The 14,134-nt window shown below is 55.0% G+C and carries 13 protein-coding genes; 9 read left to right on the top strand and 4 right to left on the bottom strand.

Annotated elements, in window-relative coordinates:
• Window position 1 precedes the first annotated feature (1 nt).
• Window positions 2-1,459, top strand: a complete 1,458-nt coding sequence (locus tag BN873_RS06690; RefSeq protein ID WP_048672016.1) for a hypothetical protein — start codon at window positions 2-4, stop codon at window positions 1,457-1,459.
• Here the strand turns inward: BN873_RS06690 and BN873_RS06685 are convergent.
• The 3 genes from BN873_RS06685 to BN873_RS06675 are packed head-to-tail and all read right to left on the bottom strand — an operon-like array spanning window position 1,446 to window position 3,746.
• Window positions 1,446-2,609 (bottom strand): glycosyltransferase, encoded by a 1,164-nt coding sequence (locus BN873_RS06685; protein ID WP_102047001.1) that lies wholly within the window; start codon window positions 2,607-2,609, stop codon window positions 1,446-1,448. The genes BN873_RS06690 and BN873_RS06685 overlap by 14 nt on opposite strands.
• Window positions 2,609-3,028, bottom strand: a complete 420-nt coding sequence (locus BN873_RS06680) for a DUF2304 domain-containing protein (RefSeq protein ID WP_071244045.1) — start codon at window positions 3,026-3,028, stop codon at window positions 2,609-2,611. Before BN873_RS06680 ends, BN873_RS06685 begins: the two co-directional genes overlap by 1 nt.
• A gap of 10 nt (window positions 3,029-3,038) precedes the next feature.
• Complete coding sequence (locus tag BN873_RS06675; RefSeq protein WP_048672012.1) at window positions 3,039-3,746, bottom strand: glycosyltransferase family 2 protein; 708 nt, start codon at window positions 3,744-3,746, stop codon at window positions 3,039-3,041.
• Between the two features lie 186 nt (window positions 3,747-3,932).
• Here BN873_RS06675 and BN873_RS06670 point away from each other — a divergent pair, with 186 nt between their 5' ends.
• The 5 genes from BN873_RS06670 to BN873_RS06650 all read left to right on the top strand — a co-directional run bounded on the left by BN873_RS06670 (window position 3,933) and on the right by BN873_RS06650 (window position 10,248).
• Window positions 3,933-4,277 (top strand): (2Fe-2S)-binding protein, encoded by a 345-nt coding sequence (locus tag BN873_RS06670; RefSeq protein WP_139031657.1) that lies wholly within the window; start codon window positions 3,933-3,935, stop codon window positions 4,275-4,277.
• A 187-nt stretch (window positions 4,278-4,464) separates the two neighbouring features.
• On the top strand, window positions 4,465-5,745 hold the full coding sequence (locus BN873_RS06665) for an alpha-amylase family glycosyl hydrolase (protein WP_048672008.1): 1,281 nt from the start codon (window positions 4,465-4,467) through the stop codon (window positions 5,743-5,745).
• Window positions 5,746-5,839: 94 nt separating this feature from the next.
• The gene (gene glgA / locus BN873_RS06660) at window positions 5,840-7,312 is read left to right on the top strand and encodes a glycogen synthase GlgA (protein WP_048672006.1); all 1,473 of its coding nucleotides are present in this window, start codon (window positions 5,840-5,842) and stop codon (window positions 7,310-7,312) included.
• Between the two features lie 164 nt (window positions 7,313-7,476).
• Window positions 7,477-8,940, top strand: a complete 1,464-nt coding sequence (locus BN873_RS06655; RefSeq protein WP_048672003.1) for a glycosyl hydrolase family 57 — start codon at window positions 7,477-7,479, stop codon at window positions 8,938-8,940.
• A gap of 120 nt (window positions 8,941-9,060) precedes the next feature.
• Complete coding sequence (locus BN873_RS06650) at window positions 9,061-10,248, top strand: polysaccharide deacetylase family protein (RefSeq protein ID WP_048672001.1); 1,188 nt, start codon at window positions 9,061-9,063, stop codon at window positions 10,246-10,248.
• Window positions 10,249-10,296: 48 nt separating this feature from the next.
• Here BN873_RS06650 and BN873_RS06645 read toward each other — a convergent pair whose 3' ends face one another.
• Window positions 10,297-10,797 carry a peroxiredoxin family protein gene (locus BN873_RS06645; protein WP_139031656.1) on the bottom strand — a complete coding sequence of 167 codons (501 nt, stop codon included), beginning with the start codon at window positions 10,795-10,797 and terminating at the stop codon, window positions 10,297-10,299.
• A gap of 184 nt (window positions 10,798-10,981) precedes the next feature.
• Here BN873_RS06645 and argC point away from each other — a divergent pair, with 184 nt between their 5' ends.
• From argC to tyrS, 3 genes are all read left to right on the top strand, one after another.
• A complete protein-coding gene (argC, locus tag BN873_RS06640; RefSeq protein ID WP_071244043.1) occupies window positions 10,982-12,013 on the top strand; it encodes an N-acetyl-gamma-glutamyl-phosphate reductase in 1,032 nt (343 codons plus the stop codon).
• A 75-nt stretch (window positions 12,014-12,088) separates the two neighbouring features.
• Window positions 12,089-12,451, top strand: coding sequence for an iron-sulfur cluster insertion protein ErpA (erpA, locus tag BN873_RS06635; protein ID WP_048671996.1), 363 nt, complete (start codon window positions 12,089-12,091; stop codon window positions 12,449-12,451).
• Window positions 12,452-12,632: 181 nt separating this feature from the next.
• Window positions 12,633-13,835, top strand: coding sequence for a tyrosine--tRNA ligase (tyrS, locus tag BN873_RS06630; RefSeq protein WP_048671994.1), 1,203 nt, complete (start codon window positions 12,633-12,635; stop codon window positions 13,833-13,835).
• The last annotated feature ends 299 nt before the right edge of the window (window positions 13,836-14,134 follow it).

The following is a 14,134-nucleotide window of genomic DNA, read 5'->3' as shown; positions in this document are numbered from 1 at the left end:
AGTGGGATGGTGGTTGGTGGGTTTAGCGCTGGGGTTGCCTTGGGCTGTTGGTGCCTTGTGGATTCGATGCGCTTGGCGCGATGCACCGCCTGCTGGGCTTTGGCCGCTGGCGTTGGGTTATGGCTATATCTTGGGGTTACTGACGGTTACTTTTTTTTTACGGTTGCAGGCTGTGGCCGGTTTTGCACCCGATTTCAGTGATCCTCTCATAGAGCTGATCGTGCTGGGCGCAGCGGGGGGTTGGTGGCTGTGGTACCGGGGTGGTGTTGCTGGGCATTTTGCGTTTTTCGGTAAGCGTTGGAGTCAGCAACCGCTTTGGCAGCGGATCGTATTTGCCTTGCTTCTCAGTTGGTTGCTTTGGCGCGTGACGGGACTGGCGTTGGAGATTTGGTGGCGCCCACTCTATCCATGGGATGCCTGGACAAACTGGGCAGTTCGGTCGAAAGTCTGGGTTGAACTGCGGCAATGGGCACCCTTCGTCACTCCTCAACAATGGCTCGCCGATCCTGCCCCCGCTGTTTATACCGTCGAAGCATGGGCTTATCCGATCACGGTTTCATTATTGGCATCATGGCCGACGCTGGCCTTTGGCAACTGGCAGGAGACGATAGCTAACCTGCCATGGCTTGGGGCTGCGCTGGCTTTGGGCCTGGGTTTTTACGGTCAGGTACGGTTGTGGGGTGCCACCCCATTGGCCGCCTTGCTATTTACTTGGTTGCTATTGTCCTTGCCTATCTTGGATACCCATATAGCCCTGGCTGGTTATGCCGATCTGTGGATGGCGGCGGCATTTAGTTTGGCGGCTATTGCCTTCTTTCAATGGGTGCGTACCGCTGACCGCCGGCAAGGGGTTTTAGCGTTGCTGCTGGCACTCGCTTGCCCTCTCATCAAACTGGAAGGGACAGTATGGCTTGCGATGTTTGTACCGGCGCTGTTGGTGGTTTGGTTGAGAGGGCGGCCATTACGAGTGTTCGCCGGCGTAGTGATGATCTTGGCCATCGCTTGGTGGTGGTTGGGGGGGATGGCTTTCAATATCCCTGGCCTGGGTCACTTTACGTTGCGACCGGATTTAATTGAAGTGCCCTATTTGGGGCGGTTCGCCTTGGGCTATCGCGGTACTTGGGGTCCGGTGTGGAAGAATTTTTTTGTTTTAGCTAACTGGCATTTGCTTTGGTATTTGGTGCTGGTCTCTCTCGTCATCGCGGTGCCGAAGTTGTGGGCAGAGCGTTGGCGGCGGGTGATGGCTGTTTTCGTCGGATCTTGTGGGTTGATGCTGTTCGTCTTGTTTTTTTGCACTGATGCTCAGCAGTGGGCGGCGCAATACACCAGCATCAATCGGGTATTCATGCATGTTGTCCCGGCGCTTTTGTTTTGGGTGCTCACTGTCTGGATTCCTCCGCGCCTAGGCGAGGGGAGTACTGGCTCTGTTCCCTACAGCGGAACACTCAACGATGGATGAGGACTTGCCGGTATAAGGCGCTGACTTTGGCGGCGACTGGCTGGATGTCGAATTGTTCGGTCAGTGCAATAGACCCAGCACGGCCTAGCTGTTGGCGGAGCTTGGAGCCGCACTGCATCTGGCGTAGTGCGACGGCCAGGGCTACCGGGTCGTTAGTTGGCACCAACAAACCATGGCCTGCTGCACGCACCACCCATCCAACCCCCGATCCGGCAATGTCGCTGACTATGACTGGTTTGCCAAAGCGCATTGCTTCTAATAAGACCAGGCCGAACGCTTCCGTGCGTTCCAGCGACGGCAGGCACAACACATCGCAACTTTCCAGCAGCGCATTAAGATCTGCTTCCGTTTGAAAACCCGGCAGTAGCACCTGGTTGCCGAGACTGAGCGAGTCGATTAGTGCCCTCAGCCGGTCGCGCTGATCGCCAGTGCCAACGATCAGCGTTCGGCTCTCCGCTAGTTCGGCGACTGCCCGGATCAGGACGTCGTGGCCTTTGTAATACGTTAAACGGCCGATGGCCAAGACGCGAAAAGCCGCTTGTCCCCAGAGTGCTGCTGCACGTTGTTGCATGGCGGGGTCAGGCGTAGCGATGCGGTTTGCATCCAGTCCAAGTGGAGTGATATGGCAACGGTCTCGCCACGGCATCAAAGCAGCACTTGCCGCCAAATAAGTCGGTGATGTGGCGATGATGGCTTTGCTGATAGCCAATAGGCGCTGCTCGAATGGTCGATAGAGTCGATACGCGGTGGCTAGACGTGTATCGATCATGGAGGCCACGACATCAGCGTGCCAATGAACCACCCACGGCAAACGACGAGCCGCAGGCATCAATAACGCCCAGAAGGCCGAGGTGTTCGGGAGATGTAGATGCAGCAGATCGGGCCTGAATTCGCGGATGGCGCGCTGGAGCCAGAAGGGAAACGCCGGGCTGAGCGGTGCATAGAGTAGTTGGCCATGACAGGGGGCACGGTAAATAGCGGGCGCATCAACTGGCCCTGGCCGCTGTCCCCAGCGATCACGCCGTTCATCGTGTACGAGCGCGGCGGTGGCGATACCCTGAGCTTGCAGTGCAGGCAACAAGTCGGCCAGAAAGCGTTCCATGCCACCGGCGAATGGTGGATAGTACTTACCGACGTGCAGGACGCGCATCACGGGGTTCGAACAGCGCTTGCTGAAGAGTCAGATGGATGTTCCGACCGCTGTTCCGTGTTTGGCTCGGCCATTTCAGTGGACTTTAATGGCTCACCCGCTTCCAGCATCGCCAGTCGTTGCGCCAAACGCCGAATTAAGCGCTCTTGTCGGGACCGCTCCAAATCCATCGTTAGGATCTTGAGAATCAACAGCCCTAAAGCCAGCACAATAGCCAGAATAGGGGGGTATCGAATCCCCGCATAAATTGCTAAGTAATCAAAGAGTTGAGGGAAAAATCCCAGTCCACCTACCGTAACGGCGGCTCCCATCCACCAGATGGCGTAAGGCCCATGCAAGTGATCCCGCCGGACTAGCCAAAGGATCACGGCAGCGATGCAAGCCCCAATCACCATGGAGGTGACTTGATATGTGATCATGAATTAAAGCTCAATCGTCGGTAGAGCGTGATAAATGGCCGTGGCCGATACGCGCAAGGCACAGGACGCTCGTTTGCAACATGTATTGTCCCACCAGCCACCAGGAGCGAAAAACCCGCGACGCGCCTTGCGTACGTGGTTGCATGGCAACCGGCACCTCAATGGTCCGTAACCCTCGGCGGCGCAAGATTAAGAGCACACCGACATCTTGATAATCGAGCAAGCTCGCTTCTGGGGCGGCGAGTACACTGATGGCTGCGTGATTGTAAGCACGAAAACCGGAAGTAATATCTTCCAGTTGTAGACCGGTTAGCCAGCGAAAATACGACCAAGCGATCCGCCGGGCACGGCTGGCGCGTTCGGGGAAGGCACCGATGGCGACATCGGCGTGGCCGGCCGCTAGAGGTTGTAAAAGCTCACCAATACTATCCGGGTCGTGCTGGCCATCAGCATCCAGCGTGACAGCGGTGCGATAACCTTGCCGTAGGGCATAACGCAAACCGGTTTGCATCGCGCCCCAAGCGCCGAGTTGGAGGGTCAGGGGTAGAAGGATGGCACCGGCGGCACGGGCGACCTGGGCAGTGCGGTCAGTACTGCAATCATCGATCACGGCTACCGGGCAATGCCAGCGCCGCTTGACGTGGCTGACAATGGCACCAATCGTAGGTTCTTCGTTGAACGCGGGAATCAGAACGATCAAACGGTCTTGTGCAGGCATCGGCCGGTTTGAGGGGTGCGGTGTTGCGCGAATTTAAAGTGGATCGCCAGACTATGGCGGGTGTCGCGGATCATGTGGTGCGTTGCTACGTTGTTCATGGCTCGGTGTCTGCTGGAGCCGTTTTGGTGATCAGCGGCTTTCGCGGCCGAACTATGTCCCAACAGGGTCTATACTGCAATCGAAATCGTGAGCAAACCGAAAACCATCTTGGAGGGTGGGGAGGAAGCCGTCATGTATCTATGCATGTGTAAGTCGATTACCGATCAACAGATCCGCCAGGCATTCGAGCAAGGTGTGCGCACTATCGGAGACCTCAGCGTCCGCTTCGGGGTCGGCATTGAATGCGGCAAGTGCCTGGAGGATATTCGCCAGTTTCTTGATGCTTGCGCGGTATCGCCTGCCAGCTCCGCTGTAACGCCGCCATTATCCGCTGTCGCGGCGCATTCTGCACAATCAGCCGAAGCGACCCTACCGGCCCCTCCCGAAAAACCAGCGCCTGAGCGAGCCGCATGGTTTGCGGTCGATTTATGAGGATTCCAGCGGCAGAGAAGGCGTGGTTCGCCAAGTTAGCGAGGTGCCTAGCGGCTGGGCAGGCTCAAGTTGGCGCGGTTTCATGGTAGGATTTACCGGTACTTTCTCTATGGAAGCCAGCGCTGTTTGTTTCGGGCGCACCAACTCGGTGTGGCCACATCATAACTAAAGACTCAGGGGAGTTGCCATGCTCGTCTATAATCTTTTTCCTTTGTTGGCTGGTCCCTGTGGGTCTTGGGAGCCGCACCTTAAACGAGCTGCTGATATGGGCTTCGATTGGGTGTTTCTCAATCCTGTGCAAAAGCCGGGGGCGTCAGGCAGCCTGTATTCCACCGTCGATTACTTTCAGTTGAATCCCCTACTGATTGATCAGCGTTCCAAGAAAAGCGGTGATGAGCAGCTTCAAGCAACCCTGGCGCTTGCTGGCAAGCTTGGCCTCAAGGTGATGGTCGATTTGGTGATCAATCATTGTGCGTTCGACTCCGAATTAACCCGCCAGCACCGAGAATGGTTCATCATTGAAAATGGCGAGATCGCCCATCCGTTTTGTATCGAAAATGGGCAAAAGGTCGTGTGGGGCGACTTAGTACGCTTCAATCATCAGCACACCTCTGATCCTGAAGGGCTTTATCGCTATTTTTATCAGATTGTCGAATATCTGTTGAAGCTGGGCTTTAAGGGCTTCCGTTGCGACGCCGCCTATCAAGTACCGGGGCAGTTGTGGCGGCGTTTGATTCAGGAAGTTCGGCAAAAATACCCCGATACTCTATTTACCGCCGAAACGCTCGGCTGTACTGCCGACCAGACCAAGCAGACCGCGCAAGCGGGTTTTGATTATGTCTTCAATAGCTCCAAGTGGTGGGATTTCCACGGCGCTTGGTTGATGGAGCAATACCAGTTGGTGCGCGAGATCGCGCCGTCCATCAGCTTCCCCGAAAGTCATGATACCGAGCGCCTGTTTCAGGAAGTCAACGGCAACGAAGCGGCTATGAAACAGCGCTATCTGTTTGCGGCGTTGTTCTCGGCTGGAGCAATGATCCCCATCGGTTTCGAGTACGGCTTCCGCCGCCGCCTCCATGTCGTCAATACCCGACCGACCGATTGGGAATCGCCGAATATCGACTTGTGCGGATTTATCGGGCGGGTCAATGCCATCAAGCGGCAATATCGGATTTTCCAGGAAGAGTGTCCGACTAGCCTATTGCCCTACCAAAACCCGAATATTCTGGTGATGTGGAAAGCCTCGGCGCAAACCCACGAAGAAGCCTTGATTATTCTCAACAAAGATCCCTGGAATCATCAGTATTTTTATGCTGAAAATCTTGGCATCTATATTCAGGCCGGCGCCCCGCTGATTGATGTGTCTCCCGACTATCCCCTGGAGTATATTCCTCGGCCGTTTTCTTATGATTTACGCCCTGGCCAAGCCTTCGTGCTGGTCACTAGCCGCGATCACATGCCGCACTAGGCAAATCGGCTTGGTGGCGATGCGAGCCTCGCGAAGGTGAGCTGTCCGCATCGCCGAAGCCGTGCCCGGATTATGAAATTAAGGATGGACGTTTATGTATATCGTGCAGATTGCTCCTGAATGCGCCCCGGTAGCGAAAGTTGGCGGGTTGGGTGATGTCGTATTTGGCTTGAGCCGGGAATTAGAGATCCGTGGCAATGAAGTCCACATCATCCTGCCGAAGTACGATTGTATGCGCTATGACCAAATCTGGGGCTTGCAGGTCAGTATGCGCGATCTCTGGGTGCCCTGGTACAACGGGGCCGTGCATTGCACGGTCTGGTTCGGCTTCGTACACGGCCGTAAATGCTTTTTCATCGAGCCGCACTCACAGGACAACTTCTTCAATCGTGCCCATTACTACGGTTTTCCCGATGATGTCAGTCGGTTTGCCTTTTTCAGCAAGGCGGCTTTAGAGTTTCTGCTGAAGGATAACCGGCGGCCGGATATCATCCATTGCCATGATTGGCAGACCGGGTTGGTGCCCGTTCTGTTGTACGAGCAGTATGCCCAGGCCGGTATGCACTGGCAGCGGGTCTGCTACACGATCCACAATTTCAAGCATCAGGGCTTGACCGGCGAGTATGTGCTCTGGGCGGTCGGCCTGACCAATATCGGAAATTATTTCAACTTTGATCGGCTGCGGGACAATTTTAACCCTACCGCCGTTAACTTGATGAAGGGTGGCATCGTCTACGCCAATTTCACCACCACCGTCTCGCCGACCCATGCGGACGAAGCGCGTTTTACCGATCAGGGCTATGGCTTGAATCATGCCTTGGATGTGCATAAAGGCAAGTTCGGCGGTGTACTGAACGGCATTGATTACGATGTTTGGAATCCGGAAGTTGACCCGCACATTCCCAGCCGTTATGGCCTCGATAGCCTCGACCAAAAATACGCCAACAAGGAAGCGTTGCGCGACCGGCTGTTATTGCGCAAGGAGTTCAAGCCGATCATCGCTTACGTTGGTCGGCTCGACAGTCAAAAAGGGGTTCACCTCATCCACCATGCGATTTTCTATGCACTACGCAATAACGCCCAGTTCGTGCTGCTCGGCTCCAGTCCCGAATCGCATACCAACCAGCATTTCTGGAACCTGAAACGGCACCTAAATGACAATCCGGACTGTCATCTGGAATTGGCGTTCGATGAGGATCTGTCGCATTTAATCTACGCAGGCGCGGACATGATCATCATGCCCAGCTTGTTCGAGCCGTGTGGCCTGACCCAGATGATTGCCCTGAAGTACGGCGCGGTGCCGATTGTCCGCTCAATCGGTGGTTTGAAAGACACGGTGTTTGATAAAGATTACGACGGCAAGCCGTGGGAAGAACGCAACGGCTTTGTGTTTTATAACGCCGATCATGCTGGTCTCGAATCCGCCATGTATCGCGCCATTAACCTGTGGTTCGCTTACCCCGACGATTTTCGCCAGTTGATGGTGCATGGCATGAAATACGATTATTCATGGTGTCGTCCCGGCCAGGATTACATGAATATCTACGAGCACATCCGCTGCAAGTGAGTTGTGCGGACAGGCCCCTATCTTCTTGATGGCGCCTCGGCGCCACAAGCGCGCTAAGGCGCTCACCTTTATCGGGTCGGACTTTATGGGCGGTGCAGCGCTTGCCGCCAGGAAGCCGCCTCTTTAGCCCAATGAGCAATGATCAATCCAGGAGAACGTCACGCATGAGCCAGCTTCCGGAGTATGTCGATGGATTGCCGAACGTTTGCGGTTCGGAACATCTGGTCGAAGAAACCCTGCGCGCTAGCCGCAGCCAACCGATTTTCCTGCCGGAGAGTCGGATCGATTTCGGGCGTATCCGCGCGGCGTGTGCCATCGCTTTGCACATGCACCAACCCTTGATTCCCGCAGGTGGCGGCGACCTGGCCACGGCGGCCATTATCAGCAACCTCCAGTACATGATGGATAACCAGGGCATTGGCGATAATCACAATGCGCCGGTTTTTCACTGGTGCTACAAGCGGATAGGCGAATTTATCCCGCAACTGATTCACGAGGGCAAGGAGCCGCGGGTGATGTTGGAGTATTCCGGCACCTTGTTCCACGGCTTGCGGGCGATGGGGTTGCACGATGTGTTCGACGCCCTCAAGAATGCAACGTGCAATCCTGCTTACCGGCGGGCGGTGGAGTGGTTGGGATGTCCGTGGGGCCATGCGGTGGCACCTTCGACGCCAGCCCAGGATTTCCGGCTGCACGTCAAGGCTTGGCAGCATCATTTTGCTGCTATTTTCGGCTTGGAAGCGCTAGGGCGTGTGCGTGGGTTTTCCCCATCGGAAATGGCTTTGCCTAATCACCCCGATACCGCTTACGAGTACATCAAAACCCTGGTCGATTGTGGTTTTCAGTGGGTGTTGGTGCAGGAGCATACCGTTGAACAGCCTGAGAACGGTTGGGGGCCGGAGAAAAAGCATCTGCCCCATCGGCTGATATGCACTAATTCTCAGGGTGAATCAGTCAGCATTATCGCGATCATCAAGACCCAGGGTAGCGATACCAAGCTGGTAGCCCAGATGCAACCCTTTTACGAAGCCAAAGGGTTGTCGCGCTGGGAACTGGCCGGAAAATCGGTGCCACCGCTGGTTACCCAGATCGCCGATGGTGAGAACGGCGGCGTGATGATGAACGAATTTCCCGGCAAGTTCATGGACTCGGTGCGCGAAGCGTCAGGATCGGATACGCCGTTTATGAATGCGACCGAATATTTGGAGCATCTGTTCGCCTCTGGCATTCAGGAAAGCGATTTACCGCAACTCCAACCGCTATTTCAGAAGCGGATTTGGGATCGTTTTCAACCGGGTGGTGGGCCGGAGAAGTTGGAAGCCGTGATCGCCGAATTGAAGAAAGAGGATGGTCGGTTTCACATGGAGGGTGGCAGTTGGACCAACGATATTTCCTGGGTGCGTGGTTACGATAACGTGCTGGGGCCGATGGAAAAAGCCAGCTCGCAATTCTATGAGAAAGTGTTGAAGCCGGATGTATCCCCCAGTGATCCTCGGTTTCGCAATGCGCTTTATCATCTCATGTGCTCGCAGACCAGTTGCTACCGATACTGGGGTCAGGGGTTGTGGACTGATTATGGCCGAGAGATCTGTCGGCGGGTGAGCGCTATCGTCGAGGCAGATTTTTGAGAGCGATGACGCGCGTTGGTGCTGAGGCCGAGCCATCGGATAAAAAATAAGGGGGTAAAGGTAGGGGGTCTGACCGCACACAGTGCTTGATCCCCGCCCATCTCCCAAGGAGGCTGAATCATGACGGATAAACGCTATCACGCACTGGTGCTGAACCTGCATCAGCCTCATGGCAACTTAGAGCATCTCTTGGCCCTTCGCGAGGGAGAGGCCAGGGAAATTCTATTAGCCATGGACCGCATTCCCCGCACCTTAGCCGATTATCAGGACATCGGGCGGGTCCATCTCAGCGTATCCGGCACCTTGATGGAAACGTTGACCCACTCGGAATTTCAGAGTCGGGCTTACGGCATCGTCGATTGTGGGGCGCTGCTTTGGCAGTTACAAAATAACCGGGCAATCGATATGCTCGGTACCGCCTATTACCATCCGGTTATGCCGCTGACCCCGCCAGCCGATTGGGAGTCACATTTGGCGCGTTGGCGTGGGGTGGGGCGGCGCTGGTTTGTGCACAGCGATTTTCAAGGATTTTGGCCGCCGGAAATGGGCTTTTGCATGGAAATGATCCCCTTTTTGCGGCGTCTCGGTTATCGGTTCGTGCTGGTGGACAGTGAGCATGTGCGTCCAGTCGGCAAAATGTCTGCGGCGGAATTGTGTTACCGACCGCATATTGCCCGCTTCGGCGGGGAAGAAATCATCGTGATTGTGCGGGACCGTGAATTATCCGAGGCCCAGAAAACAGGGATGGAAGTGGCGTGGTTTGAGCAGGAAATTCGTGAGCGCACCAAGGCGTGCGATTTCCCACCGTTGGTAACGACATGTACTGATGGTGAAAATACCGGTTGGTTCCGCAACGTGATGCCGGGCAGTAATTTTTGGGATACGTTCTACCGGGGACTGATGGAGCGCGCCCGCGCCGATCAGGACTCGATTCAGCCGATCTTCATCAAGGATTATCTTGATCGCTTTGGCGCCAGCGGCGAGGTTGTTGCTGGGCCTGGCGCTTGGAATACCGCTTGGCACGAGGGGGGCGATTTCGTCCGATGGGCAGGCACACCGGCACAGAAGGATGCATTGACACGGGTAGACGAAATCAGCCAAGCGGTCCATGCGGCAATGCAAAACGCCAAACACCTCGGTTCACGCAACCCGGAATTGTCGAAACTGCTGGAGGAAGCCTACTGGCGAGTTTTACGAGCGCAAACGAGCTGCAACTTCTTTTGGGGGGATGCCTGGGTGATGCGCTGTCATGCTGATCTTGACCAGGCGTGTGAGTATCTGAATCGCGCTGATCCGCGCTACGTCTGAGCGATCCATTGATCGGTGAATTGCGGAGAGTGGCCGCGATTCACTGCATCAAAGCATTTTCTCAATCGTATCCTTCAGTTTAGGCATGTCCAACAAGCCCAGCCGATAATGCGCGATGCGGCCTTCCGGGGTGATGAGCACTGTGGTTGGGGTCAAACGCACGTTGTCAAACTCGCGCGCAATGCGCTCTTGCGTGTCTAAAACGATGGGATAGGGGATTTGACGCTGTTTGACCATGGCTCGGACCTGTTCCGGCGGGTCGTAAGCCATGGCGACGCCGATGATCTCTAGCCCTTTGGGGTTCAGTTCCCGATACAGATCAATCAGATGGGGCATTTCCTCGATACAAGACGGACAGGTGGTCGCCCAGAAGGTCACCAATACCGGTTTGCCGCGATACTGCTCCAAGGTCAATGTTTGCCCGGCCAAGGTCTGGCCGACCAAGGATGGTGCCGCGCGTAAGCCCATCGGCATAAACCAAGCGGCGGTCGCAACCAGCGCAACCACGAGGACGATGCCGGCAATCATAGTTTCTTTATGCAATTTCACAAAATGGGTCTCCTGAAGATCAACAAGCGCGGTGCGGATAGCTAGCCGGCCTGTCAGATAGACCGCAGTAGGCAATGAAAGTCGCTGTGACCGATACCATTATGCCAGAGGCGATCCGATTTGCGCGGGCCGCTGAAGGCCGTATTATGCTGGTTTGGCAACGAGCAGGCGCGTGGAGCAGATGATGATTAAAGCGGGTATCGTCGGCGGAACAGGTTATACCGGGGTTGAATTATTGCGATTGTTGGCCGGCCATTCTGGCGTTGAATTGACGGTCATTACCTCGCGTGGTGAAAAAGGTCTTAAGGTCAGTGATTTATTTCCCAATTTGCGCGGCCGGGTGAATCTGGCGTTCGTTGAGCCGGATGAAGCTACCTTGCAAGGCTGTGATGTGGTGTTTTTCGCAACCCCCAACGGTACCGCCATGAAAAGCGTGCCGGCCTTGCTCAGTGCTGGCGTCAAAGTGATCGATCTGGCCGCTGATTTTCGGCTGCGGCACTCTGCGGAGTGGGAGCAATGGTATGGGATGCCGCATAGCTGTCCAGAGTTGCTGGCTGAAGCGGTCTACGGGTTGCCCGAGATCAATCGTGAAGCGATCCGAAACGCGCGGTTAGTCGCTAATCCCGGCTGCTATCCGACGGCTGTGCAGCTTGGATTTCTACCCTTGCTGGAAGCGGGGGTGATCGATCCGCAATCGCTGATTGCTGATGCCAAATCCGGGGTCAGCGGCGCCGGCCGCAAGGCCGAAGTGGGTATTTTGCTGGCTGAGGCCGGTGACAATTTCAAAGCGTATGGCGTGGCAGGGCATCGGCATTGGCCGGAGATTCGCCAGGGGTTGAGCGCAGTGGCAGGGGGGCCGGTCGCGCTGATTTTCGTTCCCCACCTGACACCGATGATTCGCGGGATTCATGCCACGCTTTACGCGACGCTGACTGATCCTGATGCCGATTTGCAAGCTTTGTTCGAGCGTCGATACGCCGCTGAAGATTTCGTGGATGTGTTGCCACCGAAATCACATCCGGAGACTCGCAGCGTGCGTGGAGTGAATCAGTGTCGGCTGGCGATCCATCGGCCTCAGCATGGCAAAACAGCGGTGGTGCTGTCGGTGATTGATAATCTGGTCAAAGGCGCGGCTGGGCAGGCGATACAGAACATGAATTTAATGTTCGGTTTGCCGGAAGCCGCTGGGCTGGAAGGAATCGCGCTTTTACCCTAACCGCGGTCAAACTATTCTTGACCGCTTTGGTCAAGAACTAGACAATACTATGGGTCTTTTCAAGAGGATAGAACTATGAGTGCCATTGCAGAAACCTTTACACCCGCCGAAAGCCCGTTGTTGTTCACCGATGCGGCTGCCTTAAAGGTTAAGGGATTGTTGGAAGAAGAGCAGAATCCGAACCTCATGCTGAGGGTATTCATCTCCGGTGGTGGCTGCTCTGGGTTCCAGTATGGCTTCACTTTCGATGAAGCGTTGGGTGATGGCGACACCGTGGTAGAGAACCACGGTGTGAAGCTGCTGATTGACCCGATGAGCTTTCAATACCTAGTCGGTGCCGAGATCGATTATACCGAGGGTCTCGAAGGCGCCCAGTTTGTTATTCGCAATCCCAATGCAGTCACGACCTGCGGTTGTGGCTCGTCTTTTTCTGCCTGATAAGCCAGCGCCGGGCATCTCCCAATTTTGCCCGGCCAGACTGCGCTTTCCTGGATTTGCCCTGTTTTTGCCTCGGCGCGGGTTTGTGCCGAATGGTTATGTATGCTTTGGAGAACCTGTTTGGACGCCTAGCGAGTCGAGCATGGTTTGGTAGAATCTCCGCCATTTTTGAGGATGAACCATGCACTCGCTGGAAGAATCGCTTGAGCTGATCAAACGCGGCGCGGTCGATTTGCTGCTAGAAGAAGAACTGGTGGACCGTCTCAAGTCGGGTCGGCCGTTGCGGATCAAAACCGGTTTCGATCCCACCGCGCCCGATTTACACCTTGGTCACACCGTGCTGATCAACAAGATGCGGCAATTTCAAGAGCTTGGCCATCACGTCATGTTTTTGATCGGTGATTTTACCGGGATGATCGGTGATCCCACTGGAAAAAACATCACGCGCCTGCCGCTGAACCGGGACCAGATTCTGGATAACGCCAAGACTTATCAGGAACAGATTTTTAAGATTCTTGATCCTGACAAGACCGAGGTGTTGTTCAATTCCAGTTGGTTTAATCAAATGGCACCTGCTGATTTTATCCACCTGGCTGCAAAGCATACAGTTGCCCGAATGCTGGAGCGGGATGATTTCGGTAAGCGTTATGCCAGTGGCCAGCCCATAGCCATCCACGAATTTTTGTATCCGCTGGTTCAGGGCTACGATTCAGTTGCCATGCGGGCGGATGCCGAGTTGGGCGGCACCGATCAGAAATTCAATTTATTGGTTGGCCGCGAATTGCAGAAACATTACGGCCAACCACCACAGATCGTCTTGACCATGCCGATTTTGGAAGGTCTGGACGGTGTGCAAAAGATGTCCAAATCGCTCGGTAACTATGTCGGTATCCGCGATGAACCGAATGAAATGTTCGGCAAATTAATGTCGATTTCCGATGAGTTGATGTGGCGTTACTTCGACCTGTTAAGTTTTCGGTCGGCTGGTGAGATTGCTGGATGGCAGCGACAGGTGGCCGATGAGGGTTTGAATCCGCGGGATATCAAATTTAAGCTGGCTGAGGAGTTGGTAGCACGGTTTCATGGGGTTGATGCTGGTCGCAAGGCATTGGCGGCGTTTATCGAACGCTTCCAAAAGGGGGCGCTGCCGGAAAATTTGCTGGAGATGCAGGTGCAATCTCGTGATGGCCGTTTGCCCATCGCCAATCTGCTCAAGGAGGCGGGCCTGGCAGATAGTACGTCCGAGGCGGTGCGCCTGATCCAGCAAGGTGCGGTGCGCATTGATGGCGAGCGCGTCGGCAGTCGAGACATCGAACTCATGGCTGGAAGCTGCCACGTTTACCAAGTCGGCAAGCGCCGAATTGCACGAGTGCTGGTGAGGTGATGAGGGCCGGGGCTTTCGATAAAAATAATGTTGACAAGATTATCTTTAAGATTAGAATTCCCCTTCTAACCTGAATTCGCAAATTGCAGATTCGGAGTTGAAATTAGGGAAAATCAAGTGGAAGGGATTTTCTAAGATTTGAGTAGTAGGATTTATTGTAGTTCAACGCTGGCTGCCATCGGGGCAGTGGCTGAAGCTCTATCTCTTTAAAACTCAGGGGTTGTTGGGGGGAGTTTGCGAGCCGAGAGGCGCGCGGGCGACCTTCGTAAGAAATTAGGAGCAGTCCTAATAGACTTCTG

Origin of the sequence: Candidatus Competibacter denitrificans Run_A_D11 (genome assembly GCF_001051235.1) — a bacterium.
Lineage (GTDB): Bacteria > Pseudomonadota > Gammaproteobacteria > Competibacterales > Competibacteraceae > Competibacter_A > Competibacter_A denitrificans.
Note: the sequence above shows the minus strand (reverse complement) of the source record. Positions and strands in the feature narration are given on the sequence as shown.